The 17,633-nt window shown below is 62.3% G+C and carries 11 protein-coding genes; 10 read left to right on the forward strand and 1 reads right to left on the reverse strand.

Features of this window, described 5'->3' with window-relative positions; genetic code table 11:
* Nucleotides 1-107: 107 nt before the first annotated feature.
* Nucleotides 108-1,376 (forward strand): malic enzyme-like NAD(P)-binding protein, encoded by a 1,269-nt coding sequence (locus tag ACLH0I_RS03145; RefSeq protein WP_053117649.1) that lies wholly within the window; start codon nt 108-110, stop codon nt 1,374-1,376.
* Nucleotides 1,377-1,947: 571 nt separating this feature from the next.
* On the opposite strand, the gene ACLH0I_RS03150 is transcribed toward ACLH0I_RS03145, so the two are convergent.
* The gene (locus tag ACLH0I_RS03150) at nt 1,948-4,392 is read right to left on the reverse strand and encodes a penicillin-binding protein 1A (RefSeq protein ID WP_411387453.1); all 2,445 of its coding nucleotides are present in this window, start codon (nt 4,390-4,392) and stop codon (nt 1,948-1,950) included.
* Nucleotides 4,393-4,599: 207 nt separating this feature from the next.
* Here ACLH0I_RS03150 and ACLH0I_RS03155 point away from each other — a divergent pair, with 207 nt between their 5' ends.
* The 9 genes from ACLH0I_RS03155 to gltB all read left to right on the forward strand — a co-directional run bounded on the left by ACLH0I_RS03155 (nt 4,600) and on the right by gltB (nt 17,622).
* Nucleotides 4,600-5,664, forward strand: a complete 1,065-nt coding sequence (locus ACLH0I_RS03155) for a type IV pilus assembly protein PilM (RefSeq protein WP_186706085.1) — start codon at nt 4,600-4,602, stop codon at nt 5,662-5,664.
* On the forward strand, nt 5,664-6,230 hold the full coding sequence (locus ACLH0I_RS03160) for a PilN domain-containing protein (RefSeq protein ID WP_186706084.1): 567 nt from the start codon (nt 5,664-5,666) through the stop codon (nt 6,228-6,230). The genes ACLH0I_RS03155 and ACLH0I_RS03160 overlap by 1 nt, the downstream gene beginning before the upstream one ends.
* Nucleotides 6,227-6,850: a type 4a pilus biogenesis protein PilO gene (pilO, locus tag ACLH0I_RS03165; RefSeq protein WP_053117658.1), complete on the forward strand. Its 624-nt coding sequence runs from the start codon at nt 6,227-6,229 to the stop codon at nt 6,848-6,850. Before ACLH0I_RS03160 ends, pilO begins: the two co-directional genes overlap by 4 nt.
* Before the next feature lie 5 nt (nt 6,851-6,855).
* Nucleotides 6,856-7,377: a pilus assembly protein PilP gene (locus tag ACLH0I_RS03170; RefSeq protein WP_186706137.1), complete on the forward strand. Its 522-nt coding sequence runs from the start codon at nt 6,856-6,858 to the stop codon at nt 7,375-7,377.
* A 13-nt stretch (nt 7,378-7,390) separates the two neighbouring features.
* Nucleotides 7,391-9,478: a type IV pilus secretin PilQ gene (gene pilQ, locus ACLH0I_RS03175; RefSeq protein WP_411386270.1), complete on the forward strand. Its 2,088-nt coding sequence runs from the start codon at nt 7,391-7,393 to the stop codon at nt 9,476-9,478.
* A 4-nt stretch (nt 9,479-9,482) separates the two neighbouring features.
* Entirely contained in the window at nt 9,483-10,001 is a 519-nt protein-coding gene (gene aroK / locus ACLH0I_RS03180; protein ID WP_060739556.1) for a shikimate kinase AroK, read from the forward strand.
* Between the two features lie 148 nt (nt 10,002-10,149).
* The gene (gene aroB / locus ACLH0I_RS03185) at nt 10,150-11,250 is read left to right on the forward strand and encodes a 3-dehydroquinate synthase (RefSeq protein WP_411386271.1); all 1,101 of its coding nucleotides are present in this window, start codon (nt 10,150-10,152) and stop codon (nt 11,248-11,250) included.
* Nucleotides 11,251-11,260: 10 nt separating this feature from the next.
* On the forward strand, nt 11,261-12,823 hold the full coding sequence (locus tag ACLH0I_RS03190) for an AAA family ATPase (protein ID WP_411386272.1): 1,563 nt from the start codon (nt 11,261-11,263) through the stop codon (nt 12,821-12,823).
* A gap of 350 nt (nt 12,824-13,173) precedes the next feature.
* Nucleotides 13,174-17,622: a glutamate synthase large subunit gene (gene gltB / locus ACLH0I_RS03195; RefSeq protein WP_411386273.1), complete on the forward strand. Its 4,449-nt coding sequence runs from the start codon at nt 13,174-13,176 to the stop codon at nt 17,620-17,622.
* Nucleotides 17,623-17,633: the final 11 nt, after the last annotated feature.

Raw genomic sequence — 17,633 nt, forward strand, 5'->3', positions numbered from 1 at the left:
AGGGCAGGGCGCTTGACAGCAGTGACTGGTCAGTCTTGTGGGGACTTTGCGAGGCGCGTATCCTCGGCGGTCCGTCTGTCCAACACAGTAAAAAGCGGAATGCCCACATGTCTGATCTGAAAACTGCCGCTCTCGAATATCACGCTCATCCTCGTCCAGGAAAGCTGAGTGTCGAGCTCACCAAGGCCACCGCTACTGCTCGCGACTTGTCGCTGGCCTACAGCCCCGGCGTAGCCGAACCAGTCCGCGAAATCGCTCGCGACCCTGAACTGGCCTACAAATACACCGGTAAAGGCAACCTGGTTGCAGTCATTTCCGATGGCACCGCGATCCTCGGCCTGGGTAACCTCGGCCCATTGGCGTCCAAGCCAGTCATGGAAGGCAAGGGCGTGCTGTTCAAGCGTTTTGCCGGTATCGACGTATTCGATATCGAAGTCGATTCCGAGAGCCCGCAAGCCTTCATCGACACCGTCAAGCGCATCTCCATCACCTTCGGTGGCATCAACCTGGAAGACATCAAGGCACCTGAGTGCTTCGAGATCGAGCGCGCCCTGATCGAACAGTGCGACATCCCGGTATTCCACGATGACCAGCACGGCACCGCGATCGTTACCGCGGCCGGCATGATCAACGCCCTGGAAATCGCCGGCAAGACCCTGCCGGAAGCCAAGATCGTCTGCCTGGGTGCCGGCGCTGCGGCCATCTCCTGCATGAAGTTGCTGGTGAGCATGGGCGCCAAGATCGAAAACATCTTCATGGTCGACCGTACCGGCGTGATCCACTCCGGCCGTGACGACCTGAACCAGTACAAAGCCGTGTTCGCCCACGCGACCGACAAGCGCTCCCTGGCGGACGCGCTGGACGGTGCCGATGTGTTCGTCGGCCTGTCGGGCCCGAACCTGCTGAGCCCGGAAAACCTGCTGCGCATGGCACCGAACCCAATCGTGTTCGCCTGCTCGAACCCGGACCCGGAAATCTCCCCGGAACTGGCTCACGCGACCCGCAACGACGTGATCATGGCCACTGGCCGTTCGGACTACCCGAACCAGGTCAACAACGTACTGGGCTTCCCGTTCATCTTCCGTGGTGCCCTGGACGTTCGCGCCAAGCGCATCAACGAAGAAATGAAAGTCGCGGCCGCCAACGCCCTGCGCGAACTGGCTAAGTTGCCGGTGCCTCAGGAAGTGTGCGACGCCTACGGCGGCATCAAGCTGGAATTCGGTCGTGAGTACATCATCCCGAAACCAATGGACGCCCGCCTGATCACCCTGATCTCCGATGCCGTGGCCAAGGCCGCCATCGAGACGGGCGTGGCGACCCTGCCATATCCAAAGAACTACCCGCTCAAAAGCGTGGATGACGTGTTCAACGGCTAAGCCGTTGTAGCGCTTCAACAAAAAGCCCCGGCTCTGTGAGTCGGGGCTTTTTAATGCCTGCCGATTTTGTACGACCGTCGCAGATCCCTGTGGGAGCCGAGCTTGCTCCCGCTCGGCTGCGCAGCAGTCGCAAATCGGGCAATGCGGTCGGTCTATAGGCATGCAGGGGCCTGCTGCGCAGGCCAGCGGGAGCAAGCTCCCTCGCCACGGGTTTTGGGTTGCCTGGGCTGACGCCATCGCGAGCTAGCTCGCACACATTGGTTCGGTGGTGGACGTTGATTGTGCGACCGCCACAAATCCCCCTGTGGGAGCGAGCTTGCTCGCGATGACGATCTTCAATTCACCCCAGGCCTCTCAGCCCAACGCTCGAGCCTCAATCCAACCCTGTGGCGAGGGAGCTTGCTCCCGCTCGGCTGCGCAGCAGTCGCAAACCGGGCAATGCGGTCGGTCTATAGGCATGCAGGGGCCTGCTGCGCAGGCCAGCGGGAGCAAGCTCCCTCGCCACGGGTTTTGGGTTGCCTGGGCTGGCGCCATCGCGAGCAAGCTTGGCTCCCACAGGGATGTGGATGGGTCAGAACAGATCGATCGGCGCCGCTTCGTCCGCCGGCAGCGGGCTACCCGGTGCGACGCCGTTGCCCAGCTCGTTGGCCGACGGCGGCGTGTCTTCGCTCTTGAACAGTTCGAAGTACGCACCCGGGGTACCTGGCGTGGCCGCGCGGCCGCTGACCGGGTCGACCCGCAGGCTGAGGATACCTTCCGGCTCCGGCTGGGTGTGTGGCGGTTTGTCCTTGAGGGCGGCGCCCATGTAGTTCATCCAGATCGGCAGCGCCACGGTGCCGCCGAACTCGCGGCGACCCAGGCTTTCAGGCTGGTCGAAACCGGTCCAGACGGTGGTCACGTAGTCGGCGTTGTAGCCGGAGAACCAGGCGTCCTTGGATTCATTGGTGGTGCCGGTCTTGCCCGCCAGGTCAGTGCGGCCCAGGGCCAGGGCGCGACGGCCGGTGCCGAGCTTGATCACGTCCTGCAGCATGCTGTTGAGAATGTAGGTGGTGCGGCCATCGACAATGCGCTCCGCGATGGCGGGCGCTTGCGGCAGGCCTGGGGCCGTCGCGGCTTCACCTGGTGTCGCATTGACCGTGAACGTCTCGGTGGACGGTGCGGCGACGCCATCGCTGGCCTGCTCGCCCGTGGGAACCCGTGGCGGGTTGGCAACAAACAGTGTCTCGCCATTGCGACTTTCGATCTTGTCGATGATGTACGGGGTGATCTTGTAGCCGCCGTTGGCGAACGTGCTCCAGCCCATGGCGATTTCCATCGGCGTCAAGGTCGCGGTGCCCAAGGCCAGGGACAGGTTGCGCGGCAGGTCCTGCTTGTTGAAGCCGAACTTGCTGATGTAGTCGATGGTGCGGTCCACGCCCAGCGCTTGCAGCAAGCGGATCGAGACCAGGTTGCGGGATTTGTACAGCGCCTCGCGCAGGCGAATCGGGCCGAGGAAGGTATTGGTGTCGTTCTTCGGTCGCCAGACCTTGTCCAGGTACTCATCGACGAACACGATCGGCGCATCGTTCACCAGGCTGGCGGCGGTGTAGCCGTTATCCAGGGCGGCGCTGTAGACAAACGGCTTGAAGCTCGAGCCTGGCTGGCGCTTGGCCTGCAAGGCGCGGTTGTAATTGCTTTGCTCGAAGGCGAAGCCACCCACCAGCGAGCGGATCGCGCCGTTCTGTGGGTCGAGGGACACCAGCGCGCCCTGGGCGGCCGGAATCTGGCTGAACTTGAGCGTATTGTCCGCCTGGCGCTGGACGCGGATCAGGTCGCCGACCTGGGCCACATCCGACGGTTGCCGTGGGTTGGCGCCCATGCTGTTGGTGTTGAGGAATGGGCGGGCCCATTTCATGGTGTCCCAGGCTACGTGTTCTTCCTGCTCGCCATTGCGGGTCAGCACCTTGATGCCGTCCTTGTCCACCGAGGTGACGATCGCCGGCTCCAGGCTGCTGATGGTGCGTTGCTTGGTCAGTTCCAGGGCCCAGGCTTCCTTGGTCTTGCCCGGCAGGCGCGATTCAGGGCCACGGTAGCCGTGGCGCTGGTCGTAGGTCATCAGGCCCTCGTGCAGCGCGGTGTTGGCCATTTCCTGCAAGTTGCTCGGCACCGTGGTGGTCACGCGAAAACCTTCAGTGTAGGCGTCGCTGCCATAACGCCCGACCATCTCAGCGCGGGCCATCTCGGCAATGTACGGGGCATTCACTTCCGGCGTCGGCACGTGATAGCTGGCGTTCAGCGGCTCGTTGATCGCGGCGGTGTAGTCGGCCTCGGTTATTTTGCCGAGCTTGTACATACGCCCCAGGATCCAGTCGCGTCGCTCCTTGCTGCGCGTCGGGTTGGCCAGCGGGTTGAAGCGCGACGGGGCCTTGGGCAGGCCGGCGATCATCGCCATCTGCGCCAGGCTCACATCGCGGATCGACTTGCCGTAATACACCTGCGCCGCCGCCTCGATGCCGTAGGCGCGGTTGCCCAGGTAAATCTTGTTCACGTACAGCTCGAGGATTTCATCCTTGGTCAGTTGCCGTTCGATCTGCAGGGCCAGGAGGATCTCGGTGGTCTTGCGCGAAAAGCTGCGCTCGCTGGTCAGGAAGAAGTTCTTGGCCACTTGCATGGTGATGGTGCTGCCGCCGGACTGGATGTGCCCGCTCTTGACCAACTGGCTGGCCGCGCGCATCAGGCTGCCAGGATCGACGCCATAGTGGTTGGCGAAGTTATCGTCTTCAGCACTTAGTAACGCATTGATGAAATTGGGGGGAATGTCGGCGAAACGGATCGGTGTGCGGCGCATTTCGCCAAATTCGGCGATCAACTTGTCGTCGCTGCTGTATACCCGCAAAGGAATCTGCAACTGAATACTTCTCAGCGCCTCCACGGACGGCAAACCCGGACTAAGGTAAAGAAAAGCACCGCTCAGGCCCAAGAGCAGTCCGCAGAAAACGGCGACGATGGACCATCCGAAAAATTTCAGCAGACGAATCAAGGCTTTTGGATATCCAGGCAAAGAATGAAAAAGGCGCCAGGTGCAGGGATGGACCCGTGCTTGCAACAAAGCGAAAAAAACGCTGGGCATTATAAGCATTTTTTTTCGTCAGGCATGCCATACGCACGTCCGTCGGACGGCCGTGATTGAACGCAATGCATATTAGAGAGTCCGTAACTCACGGATAGTCATAGGGAATTGGTAGTGCTACGACTCTTCAATAAAAAAGCCCATGCGCTTCTGGGGATCGACATCAGTTCGACGTCGGTGAAGCTGCTCGAGTTGAGTCGCCAGGGCGAGCGATACCGCGTCGAGTCCTACGCGGTCGAACCGTTGCCGGCCAACGCCGTGATCGAGAAGAACATCGCCGAACTCGAAGGGGTGGGGCAGGCGTTGTCGCGGCTGCTGGCCAAGGCCAGGACACCCCTGCGCAGCGTGGCGGTGGCCGTGGCGGGCTCGGCGGTGATCACCAAGACCATCGAGATGGACGCCGGCCTGTCCGACGACGAGATGGAGAACCAGCTCAAGATCGAGGCCGATCAATACATCCCTTATCCGCTGGATGAGGTGGCCATCGATTTCGAAGTGATGGGCGTTTCGCCCCGCAGCGCCGAACGCGTCGAAGTACTGCTGGCGGCCTGTCGCAAGGAAAACGTCGAGGTCCGCGAGGCGGCGTTGGCGCTCGCCGGGCTGACGGCCCGGGTGGTGGATGTGGAGGCATATGCGCTGGAACGGGCGTTTGGCCTGCTCGCCACGCAACTGGCCGCGTCCCAGGAGCGGCTGACAGTGGCGGTCATCGACATCGGCGCCACCATGACCACCCTCAGCGTGCTGCACAACGGGCGCATCATCTATACCCGCGAACAACTGTTCGGCGGCCGCCAGTTGACCGAGGAAATTCAGCGCCGCTACGGCCTGACACCCGAGCAGGCGGGCCTGGCGAAGAAGCAGGGTGGGCTGCCGGACGATTATCTCGGCGAAGTGTTGCAACCTTTTCGCGAGGCCCTGGTGCAGCAGGTTTCGCGCTCCCTGCAATTTTTCTTCGCCTCGGGCCAGTACAGCGCGGTGGATCACATTCTGTTGGCCGGGGGCACGGCTTCCGTCGCTGGCCTGGACCGGCTGATCGAGCAACGCCTGGGCACGCCGACGCAGGTGGCCAACCCGTTCACCAACATGGCCCTGAGCAGCAAGGTCAATGCCGGTGCCCTGGCCAGTGATGCGCCGGCGCTGATGATCGCTTGCGGGCTGGCCCTCAGGAGTTTCGACTGATGGCGCGGATCAACCTGCTTCCCTGGCGCGAAGAGCTGCGCGAAGAGCGGCGCAAACGCTTTCTGCTGGCCTTGGTGGGTGCGCTCGTCGGAGCGGTCGGGGTGATTCTGGTCGCCGTCCGCTACATCGACAACGCCATCGACCATCAGGTCGCTCGCAACAGCCATCTCTCCGGCCAGATCGCCGTGCTCGATGAGCGCATCAAGCAGATCAGCGAATTGAAAGCCCGTCGCCAGCAATTGCTGGAGCGCATGCGCATTATCCAGGACTTGCAAGGAAATCGACCGGTCAGCGGGCGCATCTTCGACCAGTTGGTGCGGACCTTGCCGGATGGCGTGTACTTCACCGAAGTGAAAATGGAAGACCGGACGCTCTTCATCAAGGGCGCTGCGGAATCGAACAACCGGGTCTCGGACCTGATGCGCAACCTGGACTCATCGGACCTGTTCGATGCGCCCAGTTTGACGGAGGTCAAGGCGACCACCGCTGGCCAGCTCGACCAGGCCAACGTTTTCCAACTGACGGTTCGCCAGACCCGCCCGGTCGAAGTGGAGGACGCCGAATGAAGCCGGGGGAGTGGTTCGACGCGCTGCGCAAGATCGACATCAGTGACCTGGACACCAACAACATTGGCTCCTGGCCGGCACCGATCAAGTGGTTGGCCGGCATCCTGCTGGTGGCCCTGGTGCTGGGGCTGGGCTACAACTTTGCCTTGAGTGACCTGGAAAACCAATTGCAGCAGGTGCGCGAGGAAGAGAACACGCTCAAGGCGCAATTCGCGGGCAAGGCCCACATGGCCGCGAACCTGGAACGCTACACCGAGCAGATGAAACAGATGGAAACGTCTTTTGGTGTGCTGTTGCGGCAATTGCCCAGCGATACCGAGGTGCCGGGCCTGCTGGAAGACATTACCCGCACCGGGTTGGGCAGCGGCCTGGAGTTCGAGGAAATCAAGCTGCTGCCGGAAGTCACCCAGCCTTTCTATATCGAGCTGCCGATCCAGATCACCGTGACCGGCGGCTACCACGACCTGGCGACGTTCGTCAGTGGGGTGGCGGGGCTGCCCCGGATCGTCACGCTGCATGATTTCGAGATCGCCCCGATGGAGCCCGAGGCAGGCACGAAACTGCGCATGAGCATCCAGGCCAAGACCTACCGCTACAACGAGCAGGAGGCGCAGCCATGAGGCTGATGGTGTGCCGTCTCTGTCTGCTGGCGGGCCTGGTCGTGTTGGCGGGCTGCAACAATGACAGCGGGTTCAGCGACCTGGACGCCTACATGAACGAAGTGCGCCTGCGCCCGCCCGGCAAGATCGAGCCGACGCCGACGTTCAGGCCCCAGGAGACCTTTACCTACAGCGCTGCCAACCTGCGCAGCCCGTTTTCCCGGCAGGTCCGTGTGGACCAGGCTGACCGGCAGCGCGGCTCGCGCAACGTCCGGCCAGACCCCAACCGGGTCAAGCAGTACCTGGAAGGCTTCAACATCGAGCAGTTCGAAATGGTCGGTACGATCTCCAACGCCGCTGGCTCCTTCGCGCTCCTGCGGGGCGCGGGCGGGGTGCACCGGCTCAAGGTCGGTGACTATCTGGGACGCAACGACGGACGAATCGTCGCCATCAGCGCCACCCAGGTCGATGTGGTCGAAATCGTTCCCGATGGCGAGGGTGCCTGGCTGGAGCGACCCCGGACCATTCCTTTGAAAGAGCATTCATAGTGGAAGTCGAACAATGAACAGGTTTTTTTCAGCCCTCGGTATTTCGCTATGGACAGCGCTGTTGTCGCCGATGGTTCTTGGGGCCGGCCTGAAAACGCTGGATGTGGCGGCGTTGCCGGGGGACCGTGTCGAGTTGAAACTTACCTTCGACGGACCGCCGCCGACACCGCGGGGCTACACCACCGAACAACCGGCCCGGATTGCGCTGGACCTGCCGGGTGTGACCAATCAACTGGCCAGTAGAAGCCGCGACCTGGGAGGGGGCAACGCGCGTAGCGCCACCGTGGTCGAGGCGGGGGATCGCACCCGGTTGATCATCGGCCTGACTCAACTGGCGCCGTATGACACCCGGATCGAAGGCAATAACCTGTTCGTGGTGGTCGGCAAGGGCGCCGCCCCGAAGAGCACTGCCCGCAACAGCACCGCCCAGGCTCCACGCCCGGCGGTGGCCAGCGCGGCGCCTGCCAGGAGCAGTGCGCCGGTGGGCAAGGCGATCCGTGGGGTGGATTTCCAGCGCGGGACCCAGGGCGAAGGCAACGTGGTGATCGATTTGTCCGATCCGTCCATCGCCCCGGACATCCAGGAGCGCGACGGCAAGATCATTCTCAATTTCGCCAGGACCCAATTGCCCGAGCCGCTGCGGGTGCGCCTGGACGTCAAGGACTTCGCCACCCCGGTGCAATTCGTCAATGCCAGCGCCGGTAGCGACCGGGCGACCATCAGCATCGAGCCCAGCGGCACCTTCGACTACTCGACCTACCAGACCGACAACAAGCTCACCGTCAGCGTCCGGCCCATGACCGTCGACGACCTGCAAAAACGCAATGCCGACCGCGCCGCCTACAGCGGCGAAAAACTCTCGCTCAACTTCCAGGACATCGAGGTGCGTTCGGTCCTGCAATTGATTGCCGACTTTACCAACCTGAACCTGGTGGCCAGCGACACGGTGCAGGGCGGTATCACCCTGCGCTTGCAGAATGTGCCTTGGGACCAGGCGCTGGACTTGGTGCTCAAGACCAAGGGGTTGGACAAGCGCAAGGTCGGCAACGTGCTGCTGGTGGCCCCGGCCGATGAAATCGCAGCGCGGGAACGCCAGGAGCTGGAGTCGCAAAAGCAGATTGCCGACCTGGCGCCACTGCGGCGTGAGCTGCTGCAGGTCAACTATGCGAAGGCTGCGGACATCGCCAAGCTGTTCCAATCGGTAACCAGCGCCGAGGCGAAAGCCGACGAGCGCGGCACGATCACGGTGGATGAGCGAACCAACAACATCATTGCCTACCAGACCCAGGACCGGCTCGACGAACTGCGCCGGATCGTGGCGCAGTTGGATATTCCGGTACGCCAGGTGATGATCGAGGCGCGAATTGTCGAGGCCAACGTCGACTACGACAAAAGCCTGGGCGTGCGCTGGGGCGGTTCGATCCAGAACAAGGGCAACTGGAACTCCTCGGGGGTGACCACCGGCACCTCCACCACCATCGGCACGCCGGGCAGTACCGGCACCAATCAGCCGTTCGTGGACCTGGGTGCCTCGGGCAATACCTCGGGGATCGGCATTGCGTTCATCACCGACAACGTATTGCTGGACCTTGAACTGACGGCCATGGAGAAAACCGGTAACGGGGAAATCGTCTCCCAGCCCAAGGTGGTGACATCCGACAAGGAGACGGCCAAGATCCTCAAGGGCACGGAGATTCCTTATCAGGAAGCCAGCTCCAGCGGCGCCACCTCGGTGTCGTTCAAGGAGGCCTCGCTGTCCCTGGAGGTGACCCCGCAAATCACCCCGGACAACCGCATCATCATGGAGGTCAAGGTCACCAAGGATGAGCCGGACTACCTGAACAAGGTGCAGGATGTGCCGCCGATCAAGAAAAACGAAGTCAACGCCAAGGTCTTGGTCAATGATGGCGAGACCATTGTGATTGGCGGGGTTTTCTCAAATACTCAGAGCAAGGTCGTAGATAAGGTGCCATTTCTTGGCGATGTGCCGTATCTTGGCCGCCTTTTCCGGCGTGATGTGGTTTCGGAGAAAAAATCCGAGCTGCTGGTGTTCCTCACTCCGCGTATCATGAATAACCAGGCGATTGCTGTGAGTCGTTGATTCTGTGCGAAATTTGATTCTTGTTGGGCCGATGGGCGCTGGAAAAAGCACCATCGGCCGTTTGCTGGCCAAAGAGCTGCGCCTGCCGTTCAAAGATTCCGACAAGGAAATTGAATTGCGCACGGGTGCCAATATCCCATGGATCTTCGATAAGGAAGGCGAGCCGGGCTTTCGCGACCGTGAGCAGGCGATGATTGCCGAGCTGTGCGCGTTCGAGGGCGTGGTGTTGGCCACCGGCGGTGGTGCGGTAATGCGCGAAGCCAATCGTCGGGCGCTGCATGCCGGCGGACGAGTGGTCTATCTGCACGCCTCTGTCGAGCAGCAGGTCGGCCGCACCGCCCGGGACCGCAACCGGCCGCTGTTGCGCACCGCTGACCCGGCCAAGACCCTGCGCGACCTGCTGGAGTTGCGTGATCCGCTGTATCGGGAGATCGCCGACCTGGTAGTGGAAACCGACGAGCGGCCGCCGCGGATGGTGGTGCTGGACATTCTCGATCGCCTTCAGCAACTGCCGCCCCGTTAATGCGCCTGGCGAAATGCGCTATCCTCGACGTCCCGTTTTGGTCCGTCTGGGGCGTGGCGTATGGCCATTAACTGGCGTCAGGGCAGGCACCGTGGACTTTCGTTAATTGCAGGCAGGACGCCTGATTCCATCTTCACTGTGGGGACACATGCAGACACTTAAGGTCGACCTGGGCGAGCGCAGCTACCCGATTCATATTGGCGAAGGCTTGTTGGACCAGCCCGAACTGCTGGCGCCGCATATCGCCGGGCGGCAAGTGGCGATCATTTCCAATGAAACCGTCGCGCCCCTGTATCTGGAACGTCTGACCCGCAGCCTGTCGACCTTCTCGGTGATTTCCGTGGTATTGCCCGACGGCGAAGCCTTCAAGAATTGGGAAACCCTGCAACTGATTTTCGACGGCCTGCTGACCGCACGTCACGATCGCCGCACCACGGTGGTTGCCCTGGGTGGCGGCGTGATCGGCGACATGGCCGGTTTTGCCGCCGCCTGCTACCAGCGTGGTGTCGATTTCATCCAGATCCCCACTACGCTGCTATCGCAGGTCGACTCGTCGGTGGGCGGCAAGACCGGGATCAATCATCCGCTGGGCAAGAACATGGTTGGTGCGTTCTATCAGCCCAACGTGGTGCTGATCGACACCGCCACACTCAATACCTTGCCGGCTCGCGAGCTGTCTGCGGGGCTGGCGGAAGTCATCAAGTACGGGCTGATCTGCGACGAACCGTTCCTGGGCTGGCTCGAAGAGAACGTCGACCGCCTGCGTGCGTTGGACCAGTCGGCGCTGACCTACGCCATCGAGCGCTCCTGCGCCGCCAAGGCCGCCGTGGTCGGTGCCGACGAGCGTGAGTCCGGGGTGCGCGCCACGCTCAACCTGGGGCACACCTTTGGCCATGCCATCGAAACCCACATGGGCTATGGTGTCTGGCTGCACGGTGAAGCGGTTGCGGCCGGTACGGTCATGGCCCTGGAGATGTCCGCGCGCCTGGGTTGGATCAGCGAGCAGGAGCGCGATCGCGGTATTCGTCTGTTCCAGCGCGCCGGGCTGCCGGTGGTTCCGCCCGAGGAAATGAGCGAGGCGGATTTTCTTCAACACATGGCAATCGACAAAAAAGTGATCGACGGTCGTCTGCGCCTGGTGCTGCTGCGCCACATGGGCGAAGCGGTGGTGACCGACGATTATCCGAAAGAAGTTCTACAGGCCACGCTGGGAGCGGACTACCGCGCCCTGGCTCAGCTTAAAGGTTAATAAGACTGCGATGACTAGTTTGCATGCCGACGAGGCTTTCCTCGGCCATTTCCAATTGAGTCATGACCCTTTTGCCCCACGGGTCCCGGGCTTCAAGTTCTTCCCCGCCCAGCGCAAGCCGGTGCTGGGCCAGTTGCATCACCTGGCGCGCTACAGCCAGTTGCTCCTGGTGGTCACCGGTCCCCAGGGCAGCGGCAAGACCTTGTTGCGCCAGGCCCTGGTGGCCAGCACCAACAAACAGTCGGTGCAAAGCGTGGTGGTATCGGCCCGTGGCGCTGGCGATGCCGCCGGCGTGTTGCGCCAGGTGGCCCAGGCGCTGAACGTCGCCCAGGCTGAAGTCGGTGCCATTCTCGATCAGATCGTGCAACTGGCGCTGACCGGGCAGGAAGTCTATCTGCTGGTGGACGATGCCGAGCAACTCGACGAGTCGGCCCTCGAAGCCCTGCTGGCCCTGGCGGCCGGTGCGCCGGAGGGTCGCCCTCATGTGTTCCTGTTCGGCGAGTCGTCGCTGATCGCCGACCTGGACCAGTTGAACCTCGAGGAAGAGCGCTTCCACGTCATCGAACTGGCGCCCTACACCGAGGAAGAAACGCGTGAATACCTGGCCCAGCGTCTTGAAGGTGCGGGGCGGGGCATCGAACTTTTCACTGCCGATCAGATCTCTGAGATTCACGAAAGCTCCGACGGTTGGCCTGGCAACATCAACCAGGTTGCCCGCGATGCTCTCATCGAAGTCATGATTGCCAGCCGCTCAGCGGTGAAGCGTCCAAGTATGGGGTTCAACATGCCGAAGAAACACGTATTGGCAATTTCCGCCGTCGTCGTGGTTGCGGTTGCCGCCGCCTGGCTGATGCCGGGTCGCAGCAAGGCGCCAACCACCGGCGCACCTGCCAACAAACAGGCGCAACTGCCCCTTGGCCAAGGTACACCGCAACCCAACGGCGGTGCACCGGCGGTGGAATTCGCCGGCAATACCCAGCCGATGCCGCTGCCGCTGGTCGGCAACTCGCAACCGGTCATGCGCGGGCCCCTCGCGGAAGCCGCAGGTGGAATCACCGAGGGTGACGACGGTGCGCCGCCTCCGGTCGAAGACACCAGCGACGTGCCACCTACCGTGACCACCACCGCGCCGCCTGCGGGCGTACCGGCCGGTCCTGCGCCGACGACGCCTGCACCGACTCCAGCCGCCAAGCCGACCCCAGCGCCCACTCAGGTCGCCACCGCCAAGCCTGCACCGGTTCCAGCGCCTGCGGCCAAGCCTGCCGCTGCCCCGGCCAAGGCCGCGGGCGGTAGTTGGTACGCCGGCCAGGCACCGGGCAACTACGTGGTGCAGATCCTCGGCACAAGCTCCGAAACCGCGGCGCAGAACTTCGTCAAGGAGCAGGGCGGCGAGTACCGTTATTTCAAGAAAGTGCTCAATGGCAAGCCGCTCTATGTCATCACCTACGGCAGCTTTGCCAACCGTGATGCAGCCGTTTCCGCCATCAAGGCCTTGCCAGCGAAGGTTCAGGCTGGTAAACCTTGGCCTCGCACTGTCGCCAGCGTCCAACAGGAACTGGCAGCAACTCGCTGATGATTCGGCGGCCTTACCCAGGCCGCCTCTCCCGGCAACCTCAAAATTTCCGCAAGGGCGGGCGGCCTTTCAGGCCGCGCGCCTTGTGGTGTCTGCGTCACAGTAGCGTTTGAGTCGTAGCGGTCGAACCCAAAAAAGTTTTGACTAGCACAGCATATAGCTTTAAACCTTTCACAAATGCGACATGGATTTGCGACAGTTCGTCGTCAAATTTGTGAGCCCCTGTGTCGGTGTGTACAATGACCTCCCTTTTGCCCCCGCAAAGCTGGCGTACGTTCGGCGCGGCATGCAACTGGTTGAATTGAAAAGAAATTTGTCTCGATAAGAGGCAGCCTGGTGAGAAAGTGTCTATGAAAGCAGGTCTGTACCAACCAGATGAATTCAAGGATAACTGCGGTTTTGGCCTGATAGCCCATATGCAGGGCGAGCCCAGTCATACCCTTTTGCAAACGGCCATTGAGGCCCTGACCTGCATGACCCACCGCGGTGGGATCAACGCCGACGGCAAGACCGGTGACGGTTGTGGCTTGCTGATTCAAAAACCCGACGAGTTCCTGCGTGCCGTAGCCCAGGAAACGTTTGGGGTAACCCTGCCCAAGCAGTACGCCGTGGGCATGGTGTTCTTCAACCAGGACCCGGTGAAGGCCGAGACGGCTCGCGAAAACATGAATCGCGAGATCCTGGCCGCCGGCCTGCAACTGGTTGGCTGGCGCAAAGTGCCGATCGACACCAGCGTCCTCGGCCGCTTGGCGCTCGAGCGCCTGCCGCAGATTGAGCAGGTGTTCATCGCGGGCGAAGGCCTGAGCGACCAGGACATGTCGATCAAACTGTTCAGCTCCCGTCGTCGTTCGTCCGTGGCCAATGCCGCCGACACCGATCACTACATCTGCAGCTTTTCCCACAAGACCATCATTTATAAAGGCCTGATGATGCCGGCGGACCTCACCGCCTTCTATCCAGACCTCAGCGATGAGCGCCTGAAAACCGCGATCTGCGTGTTCCACCAGCGCTTCTCCACCAACACCCTGCCGAAATGGCCGCTGGCCCAGCCGTTCCGCTTCCTCGCCCACAACGGCGAGATCAACACCATCACCGGCAACCGCAACTGGGCCGTGGCCCGTCGCACCAAGTTCGCCAACGACCTGATGCCGGACCTCGAAGAGCTCGGCCCGCTGGTCAACCGCGTGGGTTCGGACTCCTCGAGCATGGACAACATGCTCGAGCTGATGGTGACCGGTGGCATCGATCTGTTCCGTGGCGTGCGCATGCTCGTGCCGCCAGCCTGGCAGAACGTCGAGACCATGGACCCGGACCTGCGCGCCTTCTACGAATACAACTCCATGCACATGGAGCCGTGGGACGGCCCGGCCGGTATCGTCATGACCGACGGTCGCTACGCCGTCTGCCTGCTCGACCGTAACGGTCTGCGTCCGGCGCGCTGGGTCACCACCACCAACGGGTTCATCACCCTGGCCTCGGAAATCGGCGTCTGGAACTACCAGCCCCAGGACGTCATCGCCAAGGGCCGCGTAGGTCCGGGCCAGATCTTTGCCGTGGACACCGAGACCGGCCAGATCCTCGACACTGATGCCATCGACAACCGCCTCAAGTCCCGTCATCCGTACAAGCAATGGCTGCGCAAGAACGCCCTGCGCATCCAGGCGACCATGGAAGACAACGACCACGGTTCGGCTTTCTATGACGTCGACCAGCTCAAGCAGTACATGAAGATGTACCAGGTGACGTTCGAAGAGCGTGACCAGGTGCTGCGTCCGTTGGGCGAGCAGGGCTACGAAGCGGTCGGCTCCATGGGCGACGACACGCCGATGGCCGTGTTGTCGCAACGCGTGCGCACACCGTACGACTATTTCCGCCAGCAGTTCGCCCAGGTGACCAACCCACCGATCGACCCGCTGCGTGAGGCGATCGTGATGTCCCTGGAAATCTGCCTCGGTGCCGAGCGCAACATTTTCCAAGAGTCGCCGGAACACGCCTCGCGGGTGATCCTCAGTTCGCCGGTCATTTCCCCGGCCAAGTGGCGCTCGCTGACCAACCTTGACCGTCCCGGCTTCGAGCGTCAGGTCATCGATCTGAACTACGACGAGAACATCGGCCTCGAAGCGGCGATCCGCAACGTCGCGGACCAGGCTGAAGAAGCGGCGCGCGCCGGGCGTACCCAGATCGTGCTGACCGACCGTCACATCGCCCCGGGCAAACTGCCGATCCACGCCTCGCTGGCCACGGGTGCGGTGCACCATCGCCTGACCGAAAAAGGCCTGCGCTGCGATTCCAACATCCTGGTGGAAACGGCTACCGCACGTGATCCGCATCACTTCGCGGTGCTGATTGGCTTCGGCGCTTCGGCGGTCTACCCGTTCCTGGCCTACGAAGTGCTGGGCGACCTGATCCGCACCGGTGAAGTGCTGGGCGACCTCTACGAGGTGTTCAAGAACTACCGCAAGGGCATCACCAAGGGCTTGCTCAAGATCCTGTCGAAAATGGGGATCTCGACCATCGCCTCGTACCGTGGCGCGCAACTGTTCGAGGCCATCGGCCTGTCCGAGGAAGTCTGCGAGCTGAGCTTCCGTGGCGTGCCGAGCCGTATCAAGGGCGCGCGCTTCGTCGACATCGAAGCCGAACAGAAAGCCCTGGCCGCCGAAGCCTGGAGCCCGCGCAAGCCGATCCAGCAAGGCGGCCTGCTGAAGTTCGTTCACGGTGGCGAATACCACGCCTACAACCCGGATGTGGTCAACACCTTGCAAGCCGCCGTGCAACAGGGCGACTACAGCAAGTTCAAGGAATACACCTCGCTGGTGGACAACCGTCCGGTGTCGATGATCCGCGATCTGCTCAAGGTCAAGACCCTCGACACGCCGCTGGATATCAGTGAAGTGGAGCCGCTGGAATCGGTGCTCAAGCGCTTCGATTCGGCCGGTATTTCCCTCGGTGCGTTGTCCCCGGAAGCCCACGAAGCCCTGGCCGAAGCCATGAACCGCCTCGGTGCGCGTTCCAACTCCGGTGAAGGCGGCGAAGACCCGGCGCGCTACGGCACCATCAAGAGTTCGAAAATCAAGCAGGTGGCCACCGGCCGCTTCGGTGTGACTCCGGAATACCTGGTCAACGCTGAAGTGCTGCAGATCAAGGTCGCCCAGGGTGCCAAGCCCGGCGAAGGCGGCCAACTGCCCGGTGGCAAGGTCAACGGCCTGATTGCCAAGCTGCGCTATGCGGTTCCCGGCGTGACCCTGATCTCGCCACCACCGCACCACGACATCTACTCGATCGAAGACTTGTCGCAACTGATCTTCGACCTCAAGCAGGTGAACCCCAAGGCGCTGGTCTCGGTGAAACTGGTGGCGGAAGCGGGCGTTGGTACCATCGCCGCAGGCGTGGCCAAGGCCTATGCCGACCTGATCACCATCTCCGGCTACGACGGCGGCACCGGTGCATCACCGCTGACCTCGATCAAGTACGCCGGTGCGCCGTGGGAATTGGGCCTGGCCGAAACCCACCAGACCCTGCGCGGCAACGACTTGCGCGGCAAGGTCCGGGTGCAGACCGACGGTGGCCTGAAGACTGGCCTGGACGTGATCAAGGCCGCCATCCTCGGCGCCGAGAGCTTCGGCTTCGGCACCGCGCCGATGATCGCCCTGGGCTGCAAATACCTGCGCATCTGCCACCTGAACAACTGCGCCACCGGCGTGGCGACCCAGAACGACAAGCTGCGCAAGGACCACTACATCGGCACCGTCGACATGGTGGTGAATTTCTTCACCTACGTGGCCGAGGAAACCCGCGAGTGGTTGGCGAAGCTGGGCGTGCGCTCCCTTGAAGAGCTGATCGGCCGTACCGATCTGCTGGACATCATCGAGGGGCAGACCGCCAAGCAACAGCACCTGGACCTGACCCCTTTGCTGGGCAGCGATCTGATTCCGGCAGACAAGCCTCAGTTCTGCCAGGTTGATCGCAACCCGCCATTCGACAAGGGTGAGCTGGCCGAGAAAATGGTCGACATGGCCGCTGCGGCGATCAACGACCTGAGCGGTGCCGAGTTCGAACTGGACATCTGCAACTGCGACCGTTCCATCGGTGCGCGGATCTCCGGCGAAATCGCGCGCAAGCACGGCAACCAGGGCATGGCCAAGGCACCGGTGACCTTCCGCTTCAAGGGCACCGCGGGCCAGAGCTTCGGCGTCTGGAACGCCGGTGGCCTGAACATGTACCTGGAAGGCGATGCCAACGACTACGTGGGCAAGGGCATGACCGGCGGCAAGCTGGTTATCGTTCCGCCCAAGGGCAGCGTCTACAAGACCCAGGACAGTGCCATCATCGGCAACACCTGCCTCTACGGTGCCACGGGCGGCAAGCTGTTCGCCGCCGGCACCGCGGGCGAGCGTTTTGCCGTGCGTAACTCCGGCGCCCACACCGTGGTGGAAGGCACCGGCGATCACTGCTGCGAGTACATGACCGGTGGTTTTGTCTGCGTGCTGGGCAAGACCGGTTATAACTTCGGCTCTGGCATGACCGGCGGTTTCGCCTACGTGCTTGACCAGGACAACACCTTTGTTGACCGGGTCAACCACGAACTGGTGGAAATCCAGCGGATCAGCGGCGAGGCGATGGAGGCCTACCGCAGCCATCTGCAAAACGTGCTGAACGAGTACGTCGCGGAAACCGACAGCGAGTGGGGTCGTGAGCTCGCCGAGAACCTCGATGACTACTTGCGCCGTTTCTGGCTGGTCAAGCCCAAGGCTGCCAACCTGAAGTCGTTGCTTTCCAGCACTCGTGCCAACCCGCAGTGATATGCGCCTGA

The sequence above is a fragment of the Pseudomonas sp. MPB03 genome (genome assembly GCF_046605385.1).
Classification (GTDB): domain Bacteria; phylum Pseudomonadota; class Gammaproteobacteria; order Pseudomonadales; family Pseudomonadaceae; genus Aquipseudomonas; species Aquipseudomonas zanjanensis.

What these genes read in the sequence shown, in the direction of transcription:
- ACLH0I_RS03190 (WP_411386272.1), top strand. Translation starts at nt 11,261, where the DNA reads ATGACTAGTTTGCATGCCGACGAGGCTTTCCTCGGCCATTTCCAATTG.
- ACLH0I_RS03170 (WP_186706137.1), top strand. Translation starts at nt 6,856, where the DNA reads ATGGTGTGCCGTCTCTGTCTGCTGGCGGGCCTGGTCGTGTTGGCGGGC.
- pilQ (WP_411386270.1), top strand. Translation starts at nt 7,391, where the DNA reads ATGAACAGGTTTTTTTCAGCCCTCGGTATTTCGCTATGGACAGCGCTG.
- ACLH0I_RS03160 (WP_186706084.1), top strand. Translation starts at nt 5,664, where the DNA reads ATGGCGCGGATCAACCTGCTTCCCTGGCGCGAAGAGCTGCGCGAAGAG.
- aroB (WP_411386271.1), top strand. Translation starts at nt 10,150, where the DNA reads ATGCAGACACTTAAGGTCGACCTGGGCGAGCGCAGCTACCCGATTCAT.
- ACLH0I_RS03145 (WP_053117649.1), top strand. Translation starts at nt 108, where the DNA reads ATGTCTGATCTGAAAACTGCCGCTCTCGAATATCACGCTCATCCTCGT.
- gltB (WP_411386273.1), top strand. Translation starts at nt 13,174, where the DNA reads ATGAAAGCAGGTCTGTACCAACCAGATGAATTCAAGGATAACTGCGGT.
- pilO (WP_053117658.1), top strand. Translation starts at nt 6,227, where the DNA reads ATGAAGCCGGGGGAGTGGTTCGACGCGCTGCGCAAGATCGACATCAGT.